The 17,983-nt window shown below is 67.7% G+C and carries 18 protein-coding genes; 11 read left to right on the forward strand and 7 right to left on the reverse strand.

What is annotated here, in order from left to right; genetic code table 11:
• Both AC5RWA_RS06775 and AC5RWA_RS06780 read right to left on the reverse strand, forming a co-directional pair.
• On the reverse strand, positions 1-540 hold the full coding sequence (locus tag AC5RWA_RS06775; protein WP_079598113.1) for an NUDIX hydrolase family protein: 540 nt from the start codon (positions 538-540) through the stop codon (positions 1-3).
• Between the two features lie 9 nt (positions 541-549).
• Positions 550-1,302 (reverse strand): VOC family protein, encoded by a 753-nt coding sequence (locus AC5RWA_RS06780; protein WP_494057007.1) that lies wholly within the window; start codon positions 1,300-1,302, stop codon positions 550-552.
• A 103-nt stretch (positions 1,303-1,405) separates the two neighbouring features.
• Here AC5RWA_RS06780 and AC5RWA_RS06785 point away from each other — a divergent pair, with 103 nt between their 5' ends.
• Both AC5RWA_RS06785 and AC5RWA_RS06790 read left to right on the forward strand, forming a co-directional pair.
• Positions 1,406-2,023 (forward strand): YdeI/OmpD-associated family protein, encoded by a 618-nt coding sequence (locus AC5RWA_RS06785; RefSeq protein ID WP_494057008.1) that lies wholly within the window; start codon positions 1,406-1,408, stop codon positions 2,021-2,023.
• A 124-nt stretch (positions 2,024-2,147) separates the two neighbouring features.
• Entirely contained in the window at positions 2,148-4,142 is a 1,995-nt protein-coding gene (locus AC5RWA_RS06790; RefSeq protein ID WP_494057009.1) for a glycoside hydrolase family 32 protein, read from the forward strand.
• Here the strand turns inward: AC5RWA_RS06790 and AC5RWA_RS06795 are convergent.
• Entirely contained in the window at positions 4,095-5,321 is a 1,227-nt protein-coding gene (locus tag AC5RWA_RS06795; protein ID WP_494057010.1) for a glycoside hydrolase family 76 protein, read from the reverse strand. The two genes, AC5RWA_RS06790 and AC5RWA_RS06795, sit on opposite strands and share 48 nt — an antisense overlap.
• A gap of 133 nt (positions 5,322-5,454) precedes the next feature.
• Here AC5RWA_RS06795 and AC5RWA_RS06800 point away from each other — a divergent pair, with 133 nt between their 5' ends.
• Both AC5RWA_RS06800 and AC5RWA_RS06805 read left to right on the forward strand, forming a co-directional pair.
• The gene (locus AC5RWA_RS06800) at positions 5,455-6,246 is read left to right on the forward strand and encodes an SDR family NAD(P)-dependent oxidoreductase (RefSeq protein WP_494057011.1); all 792 of its coding nucleotides are present in this window, start codon (positions 5,455-5,457) and stop codon (positions 6,244-6,246) included.
• On the forward strand, positions 6,243-7,454 hold the full coding sequence (locus AC5RWA_RS06805; RefSeq protein ID WP_494057012.1) for an acyl-CoA dehydrogenase family protein: 1,212 nt from the start codon (positions 6,243-6,245) through the stop codon (positions 7,452-7,454). Before AC5RWA_RS06800 ends, AC5RWA_RS06805 begins: the two co-directional genes overlap by 4 nt.
• A 41-nt stretch (positions 7,455-7,495) precedes the next feature.
• On the opposite strand, the gene AC5RWA_RS06810 is transcribed toward AC5RWA_RS06805, so the two are convergent.
• A complete protein-coding gene (locus tag AC5RWA_RS06810; protein WP_494057013.1) occupies positions 7,496-8,332 on the reverse strand; it encodes a DUF1684 domain-containing protein in 837 nt (278 codons plus the stop codon).
• A gap of 157 nt (positions 8,333-8,489) precedes the next feature.
• Between AC5RWA_RS06810 and AC5RWA_RS06815 the strand changes: the two genes are divergently transcribed.
• The 4 genes from AC5RWA_RS06815 to AC5RWA_RS06830 all read left to right on the forward strand — a co-directional run bounded on the left by AC5RWA_RS06815 (position 8,490) and on the right by AC5RWA_RS06830 (position 13,060).
• Positions 8,490-9,179 (forward strand): NADPH-dependent F420 reductase, encoded by a 690-nt coding sequence (locus AC5RWA_RS06815; protein ID WP_494057014.1) that lies wholly within the window; start codon positions 8,490-8,492, stop codon positions 9,177-9,179.
• A 5-nt stretch (positions 9,180-9,184) separates the two neighbouring features.
• Entirely contained in the window at positions 9,185-9,730 is a 546-nt protein-coding gene (locus AC5RWA_RS06820; protein WP_115526191.1) for a hypothetical protein, read from the forward strand.
• Positions 9,731-9,843: 113 nt separating this feature from the next.
• Positions 9,844-12,654 carry a phosphoenolpyruvate carboxylase gene (ppc, locus tag AC5RWA_RS06825; RefSeq protein WP_079598104.1) on the forward strand — a complete coding sequence of 937 codons (2,811 nt, stop codon included), beginning with the start codon at positions 9,844-9,846 and terminating at the stop codon, positions 12,652-12,654.
• Between the two features lie 100 nt (positions 12,655-12,754).
• Entirely contained in the window at positions 12,755-13,060 is a 306-nt protein-coding gene (locus AC5RWA_RS06830; RefSeq protein WP_494057015.1) for a hypothetical protein, read from the forward strand.
• A gap of 6 nt (positions 13,061-13,066) precedes the next feature.
• On the opposite strand, the gene AC5RWA_RS06835 is transcribed toward AC5RWA_RS06830, so the two are convergent.
• The 3 genes from AC5RWA_RS06835 to AC5RWA_RS06845 all read right to left on the reverse strand — a co-directional run bounded on the left by AC5RWA_RS06835 (position 13,067) and on the right by AC5RWA_RS06845 (position 14,853).
• On the reverse strand, positions 13,067-13,684 hold the full coding sequence (locus AC5RWA_RS06835; protein WP_079598102.1) for a DedA family protein: 618 nt from the start codon (positions 13,682-13,684) through the stop codon (positions 13,067-13,069).
• An 83-nt stretch (positions 13,685-13,767) separates the two neighbouring features.
• A complete protein-coding gene (locus AC5RWA_RS06840) occupies positions 13,768-14,481 on the reverse strand; it encodes an AfsR/SARP family transcriptional regulator (RefSeq protein ID WP_494057016.1) in 714 nt (237 codons plus the stop codon).
• A 162-nt stretch (positions 14,482-14,643) separates the two neighbouring features.
• The gene (locus tag AC5RWA_RS06845) at positions 14,644-14,853 is read right to left on the reverse strand and encodes a hypothetical protein (RefSeq protein ID WP_494057017.1); all 210 of its coding nucleotides are present in this window, start codon (positions 14,851-14,853) and stop codon (positions 14,644-14,646) included.
• Between the two features lie 219 nt (positions 14,854-15,072).
• On the opposite strand from AC5RWA_RS06845, the gene AC5RWA_RS06850 reads away from it, so the two are divergent.
• The 3 genes from AC5RWA_RS06850 to AC5RWA_RS06860 all read left to right on the forward strand — a co-directional run bounded on the left by AC5RWA_RS06850 (position 15,073) and on the right by AC5RWA_RS06860 (position 17,979).
• Positions 15,073-15,273, forward strand: a complete 201-nt coding sequence (locus AC5RWA_RS06850) for a hypothetical protein (RefSeq protein WP_494057018.1) — start codon at positions 15,073-15,075, stop codon at positions 15,271-15,273.
• A gap of 61 nt (positions 15,274-15,334) precedes the next feature.
• Positions 15,335-15,535, forward strand: a complete 201-nt coding sequence (locus AC5RWA_RS06855) for a hypothetical protein (RefSeq protein ID WP_115526195.1) — start codon at positions 15,335-15,337, stop codon at positions 15,533-15,535.
• Between the two features lie 89 nt (positions 15,536-15,624).
• Positions 15,625-17,979, forward strand: a complete 2,355-nt coding sequence (locus AC5RWA_RS06860) for a MinD/ParA family ATP-binding protein (protein WP_494057019.1) — start codon at positions 15,625-15,627, stop codon at positions 17,977-17,979.
• The last annotated feature ends 4 nt before the right edge of the window (positions 17,980-17,983 follow it).

Consider the following 17,983-nt stretch of genomic DNA (forward strand, 5'->3'; position numbering starts at 1 on the left):
TCAGGAGCCCACGCCTGCAAAGGCCAGCGCCTGCCGGATCAGCCCGCCGCGGCCGCCGGAAAACTCCATCTGGACGCCGGGGCTGAGGACTTCCTCAGGGGTCATCCACGTCAGTTCCAGGGCGTCCTGGCGGGGCTCACACTCGCCCGTCACCGGGATGACATAGGCCAGGGACACGGCGTGTTGCCGCTCGTCGGTGAAGCCGGTCTGGGACGGCGCCGGGAAATATTCGGCCACCGTGAAGGGAACCGGGCTGATGGGCAGCTGCGGGAACGCCAGCGGTCCCAGGTCCTTTTCCATGTGCCGGAGCAGGGCGGCGCGAATTGTTTCGCGGTAGATGACGCGGCCGGACACCAGGGACCGGACCATGGTCCCGTCCTCGTCGGCCTGCAGCAGGGTGCCCACTTCGTTCACGTAACCCAACGGGTCCAGCCTGACCGGTACCGCCTCCACGTAAACCATGGGCAGCCGCCCGCGCGCCTCAAAGAGGTCTTCTTCGGAAAGCCAGCCGGGGTTCGGGTCAGGTGTGCGCACGTTCATGGTTAAGTTCTACCCCATGGGACGGTGCTGCGAGATCCAGACCGTTGCGGGCACGGAGGGCGCGCCGTCCCGGGCCGCGTCCGGGTTGGCGACGTGAAGGGTGCTTCCGAACGCCTCCTCGGTGAGGCTGACGTCGAACCCGGCGGAGGCGAGGCGGTCCCGCAAAGTTTCCAGGGCGCCGTCGTACTCAAAGCCCAGGCCGGACCGCGGCGGCCCCGACGCCGGCCGCACGATGAGGACTCCACCGTTCTTTGCGGTGAAGTCCGCTGTTTCATCGTTGTCCGGCACCGGGCGGGGCCGGGCACCGACGTGCCGCAGGGTGCGGGCAGCGGCGTCCGTGTCCGGTGTGAACCAGACCCCGACGACGGCCAGGGCCGGGTCCGCGTCCGGTGAGGGCACATCGGTGCCGGCCTGGTCCGCCAGGAAGCTGAACCCGTCAGGTGCGGTGATCCTGCAGGCGTCGCCGTGGTCAGCGGTGACCAGTTCGGCGGTGGCCGGCTCCGCGGGCGTGGCGTCGTCGTCCTGGGCAGCGAGGTTGGTGCGGCGGGCGAATTCCGCGAGGTCGCCCACTTCGACAGCGAACGCCGTGGTTCCGTCACTCGCGTCCCCTTCCGGGACGTCGTGCAGGGCAAGGCGGCCCCCGCCAGCGTCAAAGATACGGAACCCGCCGTCGCCCTCGGTGAGGACCAGGCCCAGGGCCGTGAGAAGCCGCTCCCAGGAATCGATGGCGGACGTGAAATGCAGGGGACGGACGCGGAGCATGGGCTGTCCTTCGTGTCGGCGGTGACGTTTACGGCCATAATGCCACGGGCGGCGCCGCAAGGGCACCGCTTGTTCCGCAGCACTTCAGGAGCAGAATAGGCGCATGGCCATTGAACTCGAGGAACTGCTGGTGCCGGACGCTGCCGCCTGGCGGAGCTGGCTGGAGGCGAACCACCAGAGCAGTCCCGGCGTGTGGCTGGTCCTGCACAAAAAAGGCGGGCAGGTCACGGAGCTGGACTACGCTGCCGCACTGGACGAGGCGCTGTGCTTCGGCTGGATCGACGGCCAGGCCAGGCGCCGGGATGACGGAAGCTCCTTCCAGCGGATGACGCCCCGGGGACGCCGCAGCGTGTGGTCGGCCAGGAACGTCACTTACGTGGCGCGGCTGGAGGAGGAAGGAAAGATGGCCGACGCGGGGCGAGCTGCCGTCGAGGCCGCCAAGGCTGACGGCCGCTGGGACGCCGCTTATGCCGGCCAGGCCACGGCGGAAATGCCGCCCGACCTGGCGGCCGCCATCGCCGCGGTACCGGCGGCCCAGGCGATGTTCGATGTCCTCACCAGGGCCAACCGCTTCGCCCTCATCGTCCGGACCAATTCGGCAAAGCAAGCTGCCACCCGGGAGCGCAGGATCGCCGGATTCGTGGAGATGCTGGCCCGCGGTGAGGCTCCTTATCCGCAGAAAAAGCGTCCGGGCGACGCCCTGTCACCACCGGGTTTGTGACCTCCCGCGCCGGACGCCAATTAGGTTCCGGGCCCCGGGCCGGTAAAATTGACGGTTCACTTGCGCTGGTGCCGTTCCCCGACCCGGGGGACGGCACTTGTGCGTTCAGCGACGGATTGAAACCATGCCCCGAACTTTCCTCGGAACCGTACTCCCCGCACTCAAACGCTTCGCCCCCAGCCGGCGCCCCCTCCTGTGGGCGGTGGCCGCGTCGGCTGTCCTGGTCCTGGCAGTCTCCCTGGTGCTCGGTGGAAATACCCGGCTGGGCGCAGCAGCTGCCGCCGAACGCGTGCTGGGAGAGGTAGCCGCTGCGCAGGCTGCAGCCAAGGACCGGAGCGGCGGCTACGCCTCCCTCTGGCTCAAAGGCAACGATTCCACCCTGGCTGAACGCGGCGGCGACGTCCCTGCGGAGGGAGCGGAAGACATCCGCAGCATCGAGTGCGGCACGGGCTGGCTCGCCGGTGTGCGGACGGACGGGAAAGTCTATCTTCGCAGCAGCATGGCCGGCACGGTGGAAGAAGACCCTGCAAAAGTGGAGCTTCCGGACTGCGTCAGCCCCGAAGCCCGGGACGCCCTGCTCACTGACTTGGGCGTTCGGCAGTCATGGCCCGCGCCGGACGCGGCACGCCTGGCTGCACCGGAAGAGGACCCCGGTTACCGCCCGGCCTACCACCTCACGCCGGAGCAGCGCTGGATGAATGATCCGCAGCGGCCGTTCTTCCTGGACGGGCTGTGGCACTACTACTACCTCTACAACGCCCACTACCCGGAGGGGAACGGCACCGAGTGGTTCCACGCCACCAGCCCGGACCTGGTGCACTGGAAAAACGAGGGCGTGGCCATCGAAAAGTTCCGCAACGGCCTGGGCGACATCGAAACCGGCTCCGCGGTGGTGGACACGGAAGGGACTGCCGGCTTCGGCAAGGGGGCCGTGATCGCCGTCCTCACCCAGCAGCACGACGGCGTCCAGCGCCAGTCCCTGTTCTACTCCACGGACAACGGGTACAGCTTCCGGAACTACGACCAGAACCCGGTGATGGACAACCCCGGCGCGGAGCACTGGCGCGACCCGCGGATCGTGCGGGACGAGGCCAACAACCAGTGGCTGATGCTGCTGGCCGAGGGCCACAAGATCGGTTTCTACACCTCCCCGGACCTCAAACAGTGGACCTACGTTTCCGCTTTCGAGCGGGACGGGCTGGGGATCCTGGAGTGCCCCGACTTCTTCCAGATGGACGTGGACGGCGATCCTGCCAAGCGCACCTGGGTGCTGGCTGCCAGCGCTAACGGCGCGGACGAGGGCCGCACCACCGGCCTGGCGTACTGGACCGGCGCCTGGGACGGCAAGGGCTTCACACCGGAGGGTGGCCACCAGTGGCTCGACGGCGGATCGGACTTTTACGCAGCCGTCACCTGGGACGACCCCCGCCTGACGGACAGCCAACGGAAGGCGTCCCGCCACGCCATCGGCTGGATGAACAACTGGGCCTACGCGCGGGAGCTCCCCACCGACGGTTGGTTTGGCGCGGCTTCCGTGGTGCGGGACCTCCGTCTGGAGTCCGACGGCGGCCGCCCGGCCTTGGTCTCCACGCCGACGCCCGCGCTGCAGTCACTGGAGGGCGAGCCGGTCCAGGTACCGGGCGCCACCTTGGGTGAAATCCCCCTGCCGGGGTTGCCGGAGAGTGGTGCGTTCAAGGCTGACATCGAGCTGGAAAAGCCGGCTTCAGCAGCAGGGGAGGCCCGGCTGCTGCTGCAGAGCGGAGGCAGGACGTACGCCACGGTGGGCTATGACTTTGGAACTGGCAAGGCCTTCGTGGTCCGGGACGGCGATGTTGTTGCAGCAGCACCGGACCGGGCGGCCGGCACGGGAGCCCGGACCGCCGCGGACGAGTACCGGCAGGCGCGTGCCGTGGAGGCGAAGTCCGGCGGCGCCACGGTGAATCTCACGGTCTACGTGGACCGGTCCTCCCTCGAAGTGTTCGTGGACGGCGGCCGCCAGACGCTGACCTCGCTGGTGTTTCCGCCGGAAGGCAAGAAGGAAGCCCTGCTGGCGGCGGAGGGCGGGCCGGTGTCACTCAAGGGTGCTGCCGTCACGCCTCTCGCCGCCATCCGCCAGTGAACGTCCCCCGGGGTTGCCGGAGCTGACGGCCGCCGCAGCCTCCAGCACCATCCATGCCTGCAGCTGGGTGGAAAGTTCGACGGCGGCTCCCCGGGGATACGTCTCCTCCGCCGGCCGTGCGGCATGCACCGAAAAGATGCTCCCGCCAGGGTAATTTCCCCCGGGCTCGGCGGCGCCCAGGCTGCGCTTTCCGCTCCAGAACGCCTCCGCGGTACCGGTCACCAGCCGCGCGGCAGTGGCGCGGGTCCGTTCCGGAAGCCGGATATCCGTAGCGGCGAGCGCCAGGTAGCGGCACAGGATCCCCGTGAACAGGCCGCCGTCGCCCGTTCCGTCACAGCGCAGCACCGTACCGCCGCCGGGAACGGTCAGTTGCCGGTTCACCGCCTCCACCACCTCGGCGACGCGGGCGAGGTTGGCCTCCCCGCCCAGCTCCAGGAGGGCTCCCAGGACCGGGCCCTGGTTGTAGGTGTAGACGGCCCGGTCCACCTGGACGTCACCGGCGGCGTTCAGCCGTGCGCCGTCCAGGTACAGGCCCTGGGCTGGATCGAACAGGGTCCTGTCCAGCCAGTCAACCAGCGCCTGGGCCTTCGCCTGCTGACCCGTCCGGGCGTAGAAGAGCGCAACCGGAGCGGTGGCGGGCGTGTTTTTGAAATCCCGCTTCTTGCTCCAAAACACACCGCCGCCCATATGGTCAGTGCTGGCTGCATCGAACTCGAGCTTCAGCCTTTCGCGGACGGCTGCGTAGCGGCGGCGTCCGGGTATCCCCGTCCCGTCGGCGAGGCGGTCCAGGCGGAGGGTGGCCAGGGCAAGCCACGCCATGTCGTCGTAGTAGTTGTTGACCACCGTGAATGCGTTGCGCAGCCAGATGCCCGTGAGCAGCCGGGACGCCAAACTGCCCGCGAGGGGGCTGCCGGGTCCACGCCGGCCGGCATCCACCAGGCAGTCAACGTAGTGGGCCTGCCACCAGTAGTGCCAGGGAAACTGCAGGCCTGCGAGTGAGCCCAGCCGCTGCAGGGCTGCCTGCCACGTCCCCGCAGGCTGCCCGGGGTTCCATGTCACGGCGGCCAGGTGCGTGCCCGGCAGGAACAGCAGTTTCCGGCCAAACAGCGCGGTAACGGAGTGTGCGGCATGGTCTGCCCGGCCCTGCCAGGCCGGATCAGTGGCGGAACTGGAGGTCATGGTTTCCACCATAACGGGCATCCCGCCGCCCGCCCGGAACGGCGGATGGTGCAGGCGGCGGGCATTTCAGTTAACATTCACTAACTGTTACTCCGCGGTCCGCCGCGGTGCAGGGCCACATCAAGGAGGATGGATGGACATCACAGGCAGCGTCGCGCTCATCACCGGAGGTGCGTCCGGCCTGGGTGCGGCCACCGCCCGGACCCTGTTCGACGCCGGAGCCTCCGTGGTGCTCCTGGACCTCCCCACGTCCGGCGGCGCGGACCTCGCCGACGAGCTCAATCGTTCAGCGGACGGAAGGACGGCTGTCTTTGCCCCCGCTGACGTGACCAGCGAGGCGCAGGTGCAGGCCGCCGTCGACACCGCTGTTGGGCTGGGACCACTGCGGATCGTGGTGAACTGCGCGGGCATCGCCACACCCGGAAAGGTGCTGGGGCGCGAGGGTGTGCTGCCCCTGGAGGCCTTCAACCGGGTGGTCCAGGTCAACCTCCTCGGAACGTTCAACGTGCTGCGCCTGGCGGCAGCGGCAATGGTGGCCACCGAGCCGGCCGTCACGGAACTGGGCGGGCCGGAACGGGGGGTCATCATCAACACCGCTTCCGTGGCGGCGTTCGAAGGGCAGATCGGGCAGCCGGCGTATGCGGCGTCGAAGGGCGCCGTGGCGGCCATGACCCTGCCCATCGCCCGGGAGCTGGCGCGCTCGCTGGTACGGGTGGTGACCATTGCGCCGGGAATCTTCGAAACTCCCATGATGGCCGGCCTGCCCCAGGACGCTCAGGCCTCGCTGGGCGCCCAGGTTCCGCACCCGTCGCGGCTGGGGAAACCGCAGGAATACGCCAGGCTAGTGGCGCACATTGTGGAGAACGCCATGCTGAACGGGGAAGTTATCAGACTGGACGGCGCCATCCGGATGGGGCCGAAATGAGCCCGGCCGCCGGGAACCTCGTGGACCTGCCCACCGCGGACTTTTTCGCCTACGAATCCCTGCTGAGCCAGCCGGAGCGGGACAAGCTGGCCGAACTCAGGGCCTTCCTGGCCACCGAGATTGCACCTTATGCGGGGGAGTGGTGGAACAAGGCCGAGTTCCCGGCCCACATCCTGCCGAAGCTGGCCGCCCTGGAACTGAGCACCCCGGCGCAGCGCGGCTACAGCCACTTGTTCGCCGGGCTGGTCATTGCCGAAATGACCCGCGTGGACACGTCCATCGCCACCTTCTTCCTGGTCCACCACGACCTTTTCGTGGAGTCCCTCTACGCCTTCGGCACCCCCGAACAGCAGCAGCGGCTGCTGGCGGACGCCTCCAGCCTGCGGATCACCGGCGCGTTCGCCCTCACCGAGCCGAACCATGGCTCGGACGTGGCCGGCGGGATGGAAACCCGCGCCAGGCGGATCTCCTCAGCAACAGGCCGGCCCGACGGCGGCGGGGACACCTGGGTGCTGAACGGCGCCAAGCGCTGGATCGGCAACGGGACGTTCTGTGACTACATGCTGGTGTGGGCGCGGGACGAGGCTGGCGGGGCGGTCCGCGGCTTCATCGTGGATGCCACCCTTCCGGGCGTCAGCCGGACCCGGATCGAGAACAAGATCGCCCTGCGGACAGTGCAGAACGCGGACATCGTGTTCGAGGATGTCCGGGTGTCGGAAGCCGACCGCTTCGCCGCGATCAGCAGCTTCGAGGACACCAAGGAACTCCTGCGCGGCTCCCGGATCATGGTGGCGTGGCAGACCGTGGGCCAGCAGTTGGCGGCGTTCGACGTCGCCCGGCAGTACGCCGTCGAACGCCACCAGTTCGGCCGTCCGCTGGCGCAGTTCCAGCTGATCCAGCAGCAGCTGGTGACCATGCTCGGCAACGCGGTGGCAAGCATGGCGATGATGGCGGGCCTGGCGCGGCTGCAGGACGAAGGCGCCGCGGACATGCCCCAAGTGGCTTTGGCCAAGTCCTACCTCAGCGCCCGGATGCGCGAGAGCGTGGCGCTGGGCCGCTCCATCCTGGGCGGCAACGGGATCCTCACCGACTACCGGATGGCCAGGATCTTCTCCGATGCCGAGGCCATCTACACCTACGAGGGGTCCTTCGAGATCAACACCCTGATTGTTGGCCGCGCCGTCACCGGGGTGTCGGCCATCGCCTGACTGCCGGTGGTTGAGCCTGTCGAAACCGGATTTCGACAGGCTCAATCGTTCGGGAACGGCAGCTTTTCACCGGCTTCCACCCGGATGTCCAGGCTGTTGTTCTTCACGGGCATGGGGCAGGTGCCGTACGGCGTGAAGGCGCTGGGGTAGTTGATGGCCCGGTTGAAGTCGAGCACCACCGTGGCACTTCCATCCACGCCGGGCCGGGGCCGGGGCGCCGAGAGCTTCCGCCAGTCGTCCGTGGTGTCCCCGTTGGTCTCATCGTGGAAGGTGACCGTGAGGGCGCCGAGCTTTTCCTCCTCCGCCTGGAGCCGGAATTCGTGTGGGCTGCCGGGCAGGCGGAACACCACCTCGCCCACGGTCCTGTGGACGCCGTCCACCAGCGGGTTGGCCGTGGCGATGGGCACCTCCACCGGCTCGGGGTACGGCTCGAAGCGTGCAGTGACTTCCCAGTCCGGGTCGTAGCCGTAGGTGGGCACGCCGTCGAACTCGGTGAACACGGGCGAGCCGGAGTCCCTGGTGCGGATCGCGTAACGCCCACCCCGCATGGCGAGCTCGACAACCACCCCGGCGCCGTCCGCCCCGCCGAACTGCACCCACATCAGCGACTCCTCGTCGGCGAGCACGGCTGTAATGATGCCGTCCACTGCTTCCCCTGTCTCCGCCAGCGTCAGCCCGTCCGCCGGGACCGCGGTGAGTGCCGCCGTCGTACCGTCCGTTGACCACAGGCCGGGAGCCAGGTCGACGGCGGCGGGGGAGGCGTCCAGCCACTGGAAGGAGGTGAGGGTGAGCCAGCCATGGGGAGCGGCGAGCGCTTTGTCCCGGTTGGCGCGGAAGCGCTGCCAGCGCTCCACCTTGGCGTCTGGGGTGATGGACATGATTCCTTCCGGTTGGCTGTGCCCACGCTACAACTGCCGCCACGGCGTCTTCATTCCTTATCCCGAACCTTGCCTGCCACGGACCGCAGAGTACCCTCGGAACAGCAGGTCCGGGTCAAACCATCAGACGGCCCGCTGCCCGTCAACGGGAGATGCCATGAAGATTGCCGTCCTGGGAACCGGAACAGTGGGACGCACCCTCAGCGTTGCGCTGGTCAAACTGGGGCACGAGGTAACCCTGGGCACGCGGGACCCCGAAAGTACCGCCGCCCGGAGCGTACCCGGCCGGACCGGCGGGCCGACTTTCAGCGAGTGGCATGCGGGCCACCGGGACGTCGCCCTGGGCACCTTCGCGGAAGCCGCCGGCAACGGCGAAGTGGTGGTGAACGCCACCACCGGCGCCGGTACCCTTGCGGCGCTGGGCGCGGCAGGGGCGGCCCGGCTGCGCGGAAAAGTCATCATGGACGTCGCGAATGCGCTGGACTTTTCGCAGGGGATGCCGCCGGTCCTGAACCCGGTCAATACAGACAGCCTGGGGGAGAGGATCCAGCGGGCGTTCCCGGACGCCCGGGTGGTGAAAACCCTCAACACCATGAACGCCCGGCTGATGGTGGACCCGCAGCGGCTTGCCGGCGGGGACCATTCGGTGTTTGTTTCCGGCGATGACGCGTCGGCCAAAGCCGTCGTCAAGGAGTTGCTGGAATCGCTGGGGCACCGGGACATCATCGACCTGGGCGACATCACCACGGCCAGGGGAGCGGAGATGGTGCTTCCCCTATGGCTGCGGCTTTACGGTGCACTGGGCACGCTGGACTTTAACCTCAAGGTGGTCCGCGCGGTTGAATAGGTGGTGTGGACATCCTGGCAGGAATCAGCAGCGAGTGGCTCAAAGCGTTGACATGGATCGCTGCGCTGGCCTGTGCCGCGGCACTGCTCTTCTGGCGGCCCCGCCGTCCGGACCTCGCCGCGCTCGCCGCCGTCATCGCCTACATGGCCGCCAGCGTCGGCGCCGGCATCTATGTCCTGAACCACCTGGGCGATGGGCGCTGGGGCGGCGACAAGGAAGCAAGGCTGGACCCGCCGTCGTTCGCTGAAACGCCACTGGTGGGGGAGGCCCTGCGGCCCCTGGACGGGGTGATGAACGGGATGGCCGACGGCGTCAACGACTTCGTCGACTTCCGTGCGGCCCTGCCCGTGGCGCTGGACTACTTTGCGGCGGCCGGTTGGGCGCTGGCCCTGATGGTGCCGCTGGGGGTGGCGGCATTCGCCACCAACACGGTGCGGGACCGCCGGCGTGCTGCGGAGTCGGCGGCGCAGGTGACGGAGGTGGCGCGTCTCCGGGCGGAGCTCGAGCTGGTGAAGCGCCATGTCGGGTACCCGGAGCACGACATTATCTGAGACGGATTGACCCTTGCCCCCGCCCTGCGGGTAGCATCTTTAGCTAGTAACGTGGCTCACAGTATCCAGCGCAGTGTACGAGCCAAGTCCGAAACCCTCGAAAGATTGCTTCCATGGCTCACACTGCAGCACACCCCGAAACAGACCTTGCCTCCGAACTGAGGGCAGACGTCCGGCGCGTTTCCACCCTGCTGGGCGAATCCCTGGTCCGCCAGCACGGGCCGGAACTGCTGGACCTCGTGGAACAGGTCCGCCTCCTCACCAAGGAGTCCAAGGAGGCCGCCCGCGGCGGCGCCGACGCCACAGGTCCCTGGAGCGCGCACGACGTCGTCGCCCAGGTCCGCGAGCTCCTCGGCTCCCTGCCCATCGAGCAGGCCACGGACCTGGTGCGTGCCTTCGCGTTCTACTTCCACCTCGCCAACGCCGCCGAACAGGTCCACCGCGTCCGCGGGCTGCGGACCCGGGCGGAAAAGGACGGCTGGCTGGCCAAGACTGTGGCAGACATTGCAAGCCAGGCCGGACCCGCGGTGCTGCAGGACGTGGTGAACGGCCTGGACGTGCGGCCCATCTTCACCGCCCACCCCACCGAAGCCTCCCGCCGTTCGGTTCTCGACAAGATCCGCAAGCTCTCCGACGTGCTCGCCCAGCCCACGGCCGAGGGCACCACGGCCCGCCGCCGGCAGGACCGGCAGCTCGCCGAGATCATTGACCAGATGTGGCAGACCGATGAACTGCGCCAGGTCCGGCCCACCCCCGTGGATGAAGCCCGCAACGCCATCTACTACCTGGGCGGCATCCTCACCGACGCCATGCCGGAGATGCTGACGGAACTGTCCGAGTTGCTGGGTGAGCACGGCGTCAGCCTCGCCTCCCAGGACGCCCCCATCCGGTTCGGTTCCTGGATCGGCGGGGACCGCGACGGCAACCCCAACGTCACCGCAGCCGTCACCCGGGAAATCCTGCAGATCCAGAACCAGCACGCCGTGCGCATCAGCATCGGCATGATCGACGAACTTATCTCCATCCTGTCCAACTCCACCGCGCTCGCCGGTGCGGACCGGGAGCTGCTGGAATCCATCGACGAGGACCTGAAGAAGCTGCCGGGCCTGGACAAGCGGGTCCTGGAACTGAACGCCCAGGAGCCCTACCGGCTGAAACTGACCTGCATCAAGGCCAAGCTCATCAACACCGGCAAGCGGGTGGCTGCCAACTCCAACCACGAGCACGGCCGGGACTACAGCGGCACCGACGAACTGCTGGCGGACCTCGAGCTGCTGGAGCTCTCGCTCCGCAACCACTCGGCGTCGCTCGCTGCGGACGGTGCCCTGGCCCGTGTCCGCCGCGCCGTGGCATCCTTCGGCCTGCACCTGGCCACCCTGGACATCCGCGAGCACGCCGACCACCACCACGACGCCGTGGGCCAGCTGATGGACCGCATCGGCGGACCGGGCCTGCGGTACGCCGAGCTGAGCCGCGAGGAGCGCTTCGAGGTGCTGGGCTCCGAGCTCGCCTCGCGCCGCCCGCTGTCCGGCCACCCCATCAAGCTCGACGGCGCTGCTGACGGCACGTATGACGTCTTCCGCGAGATCCGGCGTGCCCTGCGCACGTATGGCCCGGACGTCATCGAAACCTACATCATCTCCATGACGCGCGGCGCGGACGATGTCCTGGCCGCCGCCGTCCTGGCCCGCGAGGCCGGCCTGGTGAACCTCTTCGGCGAGAAGCCCTACGCCAAGCTCGGGTTTGCCCCGCTGCTGGAAACCGTGGAGGAGCTGCGCGCCTCGGCCGAGATCATCGACCAGCTGCTCTCCAATCCGTCCTACCGGGAGCTGGTGCGGCTGCGCGGGGACGTGCAGGAAGTGATGCTGGGCTACTCGGACTCCAACAAGGAATCCGGGGTGATGACCAGCCAGTGGGAGATCCACAAGACCCAGCGCAAGCTCCGGGACGTGGCAGCCAAGCACGGCGTGCGGGTCCGCCTGTTCCACGGCCGAGGCGGGTCCGTGGGCCGCGGCGGCGGACCCACCTACGATGCCATCCTGGCCCAGCCCAACGGCGTCCTGGAAGGTGAAATCAAGTTCACCGAGCAGGGCGAGGTCATCTCGGACAAGTACTCCCTGCCGGAGCTGGCACGGGAAAACCTCGAGCTGTCCCTGGCCGCCGTGCTGCAGGGTTCCGCCCTGCACCGCGATCCCCGCACCTCCGAAGACCAGCGGGAACGGTACGGGCACGTCATGGAGACCATCTCCGATGCCGCCTTTGACCGCTACCGGAAACTGGTGGACCACCCCGACCTGCCGGCCTACTTCATGGCGTCCACCCCGGTGGAGCAGCTGGGTTCCCTGAACATCGGTTCCCGCCCGTCCAAGCGCCCCGACTCGGGTGCGGGGCTGGAAGGCCTCCGCGCCATCCCCTGGGTGTTCGGCTGGACCCAGTCCCGCCAGATCGTGCCCGGGTGGTTCGGTGTCGGATCCGGCCTCAAGGCTGCCCGCGAGGCCGGCAACTCGGCGCAGCTCGTGGAAATGATGGAGCACTGGCACTTCTTCCGCTCGGTGCTGTCCAACGTGGAGATGACCCTCGCCAAAACGGACCTGGACATCGCCGGATACTACGTGGACACCCTGGTGCCGAAGGACCTGCACCACATCTTCCGGACCATCCGCGAGGAATACGAGCTCACCGTCACCGAGATCCAGAACCTCACCGGCGAGCACGTGCTCCTGGACGCCCAGCCCACCCTCAAGCGTTCCCTGGAAGTCCGCGACCAGTACCTGGACCCCATCAGCTACCTGCAGGTGGAACTCCTGCGCCGCGTCCGGGCCGAAAGCGGAACCATCAGCGGGGCGGAAATCGACGAACGGCTCCAGCGGGCCATGCTGATCACCGTCAACGGCGTGGCAGCAGGCCTGCGCAACACCGGCTAGCAGCTCCGACCATCCGTTGCGCTATCACTCTTGGTCCCTAACCGGGCGGGATAAGGACCAAAAGTGATGGCGCAACGCCGGTTTGGATAGGGTGGAGGGCATGCCTTCGTTCCAGACCCGCCTGAAGATCACCGGGCTCCGGCCGGGCAACCCGCCGGAGTCGGTCATGGATGCCGCCGTCGAGGCGCTGGGGATGCGCCATCACGTTGAGTCGCACCAGCTGCAGCTCTCCGGCGGGGTGCCGCAGCTTAACCTGCGCTTCCTCGTGGAGGCAACGGAATACAACGGCGAGAACCGCCAGGCGCGGGAATCGGCAGCGATGATGCGCGACGCCGTCGAACGCGTTGCCCTGACCGGTTCCCTCAGCGTCCTCCGGCGCAGCCGCGGCCGCTGGGCACCTGTCTAGGGCACGTCAGGCCAGCGGCCCTGGCTCCTCCACGGGAGACCGGTTGCCGCGGCGCCGGGTGACAATGATTCCGACGACGGCGCCGACCACCAGCCCGAGTCCCACCCCAATGAGCGAGCTGGCCCAGAACGGCAGCCCGGTGGCTGAACCCGTGAAGTAGCCCAGGCCCACCAGCCAGCAGGCCCAGAGCAAGGCGCCCAGGCCGGCGCACAGGCTGAAGCCCCGGACGGACACGTTGGCGATGCCGGCTGCCGCTGACGTGGCAAGCCGGCCGCCGGGGATGAACCTGGCGCCGATGATGGTGCCGTACGTGGATGACCGGCCCGCTTTGGCGATCGCGTCATGAATGCCTTGGTGGACCCGCCGTCCCCACCTCCAGCGGTCCAGGACATGGCTCAGCCGTTTCCGGAAGAGCTGGAAGACCACCATGTCGCCCACCCAGGACGCCACCGCAGACAGGGCCACCACCAGGAACACATTGGTCCTGCCATCGGCGGACAATGCCCCGCTGGTGATCACCACCATCTCGGACGGGATGGGCGGGAAGATGGCATCGCCGAGGACCACGGGGATGATCCAGAAGTAGATGGCCGCCCCCCAGCTGTCAGCGCTGCCGAAGTCCATTGCCACAAGGTACCGCACTTTTTAGCTCCCGGACGGCCGGGTTTTTCCGCACCCCCGAAGGGTGGACGTGCAAGGCCGCAGCCTCAGCGCGGATGGAACTCGGACACCAGATCGGTCAGTTGGTTCGAGGGCAGGACGCCGAGCTCGCCCTGCAACCGGCTGGCGAACATGGTGTAGGCCCGGACTGCGGCGGCCCTGTTTCCGCCGGCCAAGTGGGCCTGGACCAGGAGGAGATGGGCTGATTCCCGAAGCGGCTCGATGCTCACCGCGGATAACGCGGCGATGACAGCCTTGCCCGGCTCGTTTCCCGCCAGGTACTGCCGCGCCATGTGCTCCAGGGCGCTGAGGCGCAGCTGCCGCAGCCGTTCCTGCTCAAAGACCACCCAGTCGTCGTACCAGCCGGGCAGCAGCTCGGCCCGGGTCAGGTGGTCCAGGTAGCTCTCGGGGGCCTGGATCCCTGGCTGTTCCTGCAGCGTTGCCACATGCCGCTGCAGGGCGGCCACATCCACCTGGACCGACTCGTCAAGCTCAAGGGTGGCGGCGCCTGCCCGGAGCAGCTGCGGAAACGCATGGGTGATGCACCAGACCGTGGTGCGCAGGTTCCCGGCAGCCTGTGTTTCGCTGCTTTTCGGCCAGAGCAGGCCGGCAAGGAAACTGCGGTGGCGGCAGCCCAGGAGCCCCACACAGGCAATCAGCCGCTGCTCCCTGCTGGCTACCGCCATGGTGGTGTTGCCCCGTTGCAACCGCCAGGCGCCCAGCAGGCTCAAGTGCCATTCCTGCGCGAGAGCCCCCGTCATGCCATTCCCCTTTACGCGGCAACACTTGACCCCCTCACCATCGTGACACTTGGGCCCGTCATGTCAAGACGCTTTAGTAACAGAGGGGGTAGGGGGTTTTGCAAGGGATAGTCGACTGTCAGGTACCGCCGGCGCACATTCTTTCGTGGGCCGGGCAGGCATTCATCCCATGTCAGCCGGTAAGGTTGGGTCCCTCTGCAGCAGGTCAAGCCACCGCCGCACGGCCAGGAGGATTTCTTCCTTGTCGCCGGCCGCCTCGATCACTTCCTTGTCCTGGCCCGGCTGGCTGGAAATCAAGCGGGCCCGGAGTGCATGCTTTTGGGCCGGCTCTACCCAAGCGCGTATTACCATCGTGCCTTCGTTGTCCGCCATAAGCGGGCGCCTGCTTTCCCTTGTGTGCGCTTTGCTTTGTAATCTTCCACAAATATATAACCGCCGGGTATTACCTCCTAAATGCGCGCAATTTTGCTTCTGCACCCTTTGCTGTCACGTCCCAATTGCAAAAACAACGTAAAAATAACAGCGCAGTAATGTAACCGCCACGGGCCGCCGCGTTGACTGATCGGGAGACTTCGAAAGGGGGTGATTGACATGAAGGAACTCACTTTCCAGGAACTGGAAGGCCAGCAGGCGGAGCTGTTGCCTTCGCGGGAGACCCTGTACTTCGGAACCGACTACAGCTTTAATTTGGCCGCTATTGACGCGACCAATACGTCTGTAGCGCTGAACGCGGCTTCGCTGTGGTCGAATGCACACAGCACCGCACTGCAGGGCATCACTGTTGTCCAGTAGTAGTCCTTACCGTCCGAATACCTGGACCCGGGTAATACCCGGGGGAGAGGGATGACATGCAATGACCACTTCAACCGAGCTATTACCCGGGGAACTCGACGCCGAAGTCCTGGAACTGCTTCCTGCGAGGGAAACGCTGTGCTTCAACGTCAACGTCGCCCCCGTCATCGCTGTGAACATGTCGTTCGCCATCAACGCGGCAACGATCGGTTCAGTGGCGAACTCGGCTGCCGTGCAGGAGCTGCTGGTCCTGCAACAGTAGGCCTGCAGTAACCCTTATCCGGTGGGCGTGCTCCGATGCCGGGGCATGCCCACCGCGCTTAGTGTGGCTCAAGCTATGGGCGGGGAACAGTGACAACAGCACCGGATGCCGCGTTCGACCAGCGCTGGTCCCCTGCACCCGGGCTGGTGTTCCTCGGTCCGGTTGAGGGATCAGGCCTCAAGGACCGCAGTTACCTGCTCCGGCGCAGCGACGGTCAGATCGTGCAGCTCTCGGAGCTGCTCCACCTGGTGCTCGCTTCCCTTTCACCGGCGAAGTCCCCGGATGACGTGGCGCGGGAAGTCAGCGAGGCCTACGGGCGGGAGCTCGGTGTAAGCGGGCTGCTCCACCTGATTGACACCAGGCTGGCGCCGATGGGCCTGGTCCACAACACCGCTGGACGCGGCTCCGATCAGCCCGCCGCGTCAAAGCCCCAACCGTTGCCGAAGGCCAACCCGCTGTTGGCCCTGCGCCTGCGGGGAACCCTGCTGCCCGAAAAAGCCGTGAACGCGCTGGCCACGGTCCTGGCCCCGCTGTATTGGCCGCCGGTGGTGGTTGCCGTCCTGCTGGCGCTGGCCGCCGTCGACGTCCTGGTCATCACCCGGGGGGATCTGATGGCGTCGCTGCAGCAGGTGCTGCTCACCCCGGCGCTGCTTCTTGGCATCGTTGCCCTGCTGACGGCGGGAGCCGTGATCCACGAACTGGGGCACGCCACGGCCTGCCGGTACGGCGGGGCCCGGCCCGGGGTCATCGGCGCCGGCGTCTACCTGGTCTTTCCCGCCTTCTTCACCGACGTCACCGATTCCTACCGGCTGGGCCGGGCGGGCAGGATCCGTACAGACCTGGGAGGCCTGTACTTCAACTGCCTGTGCCTCATCGGGCTGGGCGGCGCGTACCTGCTGACCGGACAGGGGTTCTTCCTGCTCGCGGCCGCTTTGATGCATCTCGAGATGCTCCAGCAGCTGGTGCCCACCCTGCGCTTCGACGGCTACTTCGTCCTTGCCGACATTGCCGGTGTCCCCGACCTGTTCACCCGGATCCGCCCGGTTCTGCTCAGTCTCCTGCCAGGGCGGCCAATGGATCCGCGGGTCATGGAGCTCCGCCCCTTCGCCCGCCGCATCGTCACCGCCTGGGTTGTCACGGTAGTGCCGCTCCTGTTCCTGGCGCTCGGCTGGATGCTGCTGAGCCTGCCCGCCATCCTGGCGCAGACTGCCGGCGCCATCCGGCAGCAAGCAGGCACCGCCGTCGGCGCCATCGGGGCGGGCGACCCTGCGGCTGCCTCGCTCTCCATCTTGTCCATCCTCATGCTGTCCCTGCCGGTGATCGGCCTCGCCATCCTGCTGTACCGGCTGCTGCTGGTCCTCCTCACCCTGCTTCGCCAGCTGGCCAGGGGCACATGGAGCATGCTGACCGGGCATAAGACAGCACCACGGCTGGCCCCGGCAGGGAAGCCGCTACAGAAAGGAAGGCCGGCCATGGCTATCGAAGTCCCGTCCGCGGCCACGCGCGACGCCGTCCCCACCCTCCAGGATTTCCTCGCCGAACGGCCCACACCGCCGGCGATACTGGCAGAAGCGGGCTGGCAGGGTGCCGTCCGCCGGCTCAGCGGCAACGCCGTCAACCCTGCCCCCGGTCGCCGCGAACGCGCCCATCTGGATGCGAGGGAAGACGTGCAGCGCCGTTTGGACGGACCCAGGACGGTCGTCGTCGTCAACCCCAAGGGTGGCGCCCACAAGACCACCGCAACCCTGCTCCTCGCAGCCACGATGGGCATCGAGCGCGGCGGCTACACGCTCGCCTGGGACAACAACGAAACCCGCGGCACGTTGGGGTGGCGGGCGCCGCTGGCGGTACACCCGCGCACGGCCGTGGACCTGCTGCAGGAGGTGGACCGCTTCGAAAGCCCGGTCCTGGGGCGGATCGGGGACCTGGACCGCTACGTGCGCTACCAGGGTTCAACGCAGTTCGACGTGCTGGCTTCGGACGAGGACGCTGCGGGCGCTGCCACCATCGGCAGCCGCGAGTTCGACCGGCTGCACACCGCCCTGCGCCGTTTCTACCGGATCATCGTGGTGGACACCGGGAACAACATGCGGTCCTCGAACTGGCAGGCGGCCGTGGCTGCTGCCGACGAACTGGTGATCATCTCCACGCTGCGGGAAGACACTGTGGCCAGCGCCGTCTGGCTCATCGACGGACTGCGCGAGCGCGGTTTCCAGGCCAAGGTCAGCAACGCAGTCACCTTGCTCGCCGCACCGTCCCGGCAAACCGACGTGCAGCTCCATGCCCGGGCGCGCAGGCATTTCGCGAGCCTGACGAGGGAGGTGCTGGACGTTCCCTACGACCGGTCCCTCGTCTCGGGTGCACGGTTGAACTACCAGGCGCTGCAGCCTGCTACCCGGGAGGCCTGGCTGCGTGCCTCTGCCGCGGTGATGCGGGGACTGTGAGGAG

This window comes from Arthrobacter sp. 210 2 (assembly GCF_059093025.1).

What these genes read in the sequence shown, in the direction of transcription:
- AC5RWA_RS06850 (WP_494057018.1), top strand. Translation starts at nt 15,073, where the DNA reads ATGAAGGAACTCACTTTCCAGGAACTGGAAGGCCAGCAGGCGGAGCTG.
- AC5RWA_RS06795 (WP_494057010.1), bottom strand. Translation starts at nt 5,321, where the DNA reads ATGACCTCCAGTTCCGCCACTGATCCGGCCTGGCAGGGCCGGGCAGAC.
- ppc (WP_079598104.1), top strand. Translation starts at nt 9,844, where the DNA reads ATGGCTCACACTGCAGCACACCCCGAAACAGACCTTGCCTCCGAACTG.
- AC5RWA_RS06800 (WP_494057011.1), top strand. Translation starts at nt 5,455, where the DNA reads ATGGACATCACAGGCAGCGTCGCGCTCATCACCGGAGGTGCGTCCGGC.
- AC5RWA_RS06815 (WP_494057014.1), top strand. Translation starts at nt 8,490, where the DNA reads ATGAAGATTGCCGTCCTGGGAACCGGAACAGTGGGACGCACCCTCAGC.
- AC5RWA_RS06775 (WP_079598113.1), bottom strand. Translation starts at nt 540, where the DNA reads ATGAACGTGCGCACACCTGACCCGAACCCCGGCTGGCTTTCCGAAGAA.
- AC5RWA_RS06785 (WP_494057008.1), top strand. Translation starts at nt 1,406, where the DNA reads ATGGCCATTGAACTCGAGGAACTGCTGGTGCCGGACGCTGCCGCCTGG.
- AC5RWA_RS06780 (WP_494057007.1), bottom strand. Translation starts at nt 1,302, where the DNA reads ATGCTCCGCGTCCGTCCCCTGCATTTCACGTCCGCCATCGATTCCTGG.
- AC5RWA_RS06810 (WP_494057013.1), bottom strand. Translation starts at nt 8,332, where the DNA reads ATGTCCATCACCCCAGACGCCAAGGTGGAGCGCTGGCAGCGCTTCCGC.
- AC5RWA_RS06855 (WP_115526195.1), top strand. Translation starts at nt 15,335, where the DNA reads ATGACCACTTCAACCGAGCTATTACCCGGGGAACTCGACGCCGAAGTC.
- AC5RWA_RS06830 (WP_494057015.1), top strand. Translation starts at nt 12,755, where the DNA reads ATGCCTTCGTTCCAGACCCGCCTGAAGATCACCGGGCTCCGGCCGGGC.
- AC5RWA_RS06840 (WP_494057016.1), bottom strand. Translation starts at nt 14,481, where the DNA reads ATGACGGGGGCTCTCGCGCAGGAATGGCACTTGAGCCTGCTGGGCGCC.
- AC5RWA_RS06805 (WP_494057012.1), top strand. Translation starts at nt 6,243, where the DNA reads ATGAGCCCGGCCGCCGGGAACCTCGTGGACCTGCCCACCGCGGACTTT.
- AC5RWA_RS06835 (WP_079598102.1), bottom strand. Translation starts at nt 13,684, where the DNA reads ATGGACTTCGGCAGCGCTGACAGCTGGGGGGCGGCCATCTACTTCTGG.
- AC5RWA_RS06845 (WP_494057017.1), bottom strand. Translation starts at nt 14,853, where the DNA reads ATGGCGGACAACGAAGGCACGATGGTAATACGCGCTTGGGTAGAGCCG.
- AC5RWA_RS06790 (WP_494057009.1), top strand. Translation starts at nt 2,148, where the DNA reads ATGCCCCGAACTTTCCTCGGAACCGTACTCCCCGCACTCAAACGCTTC.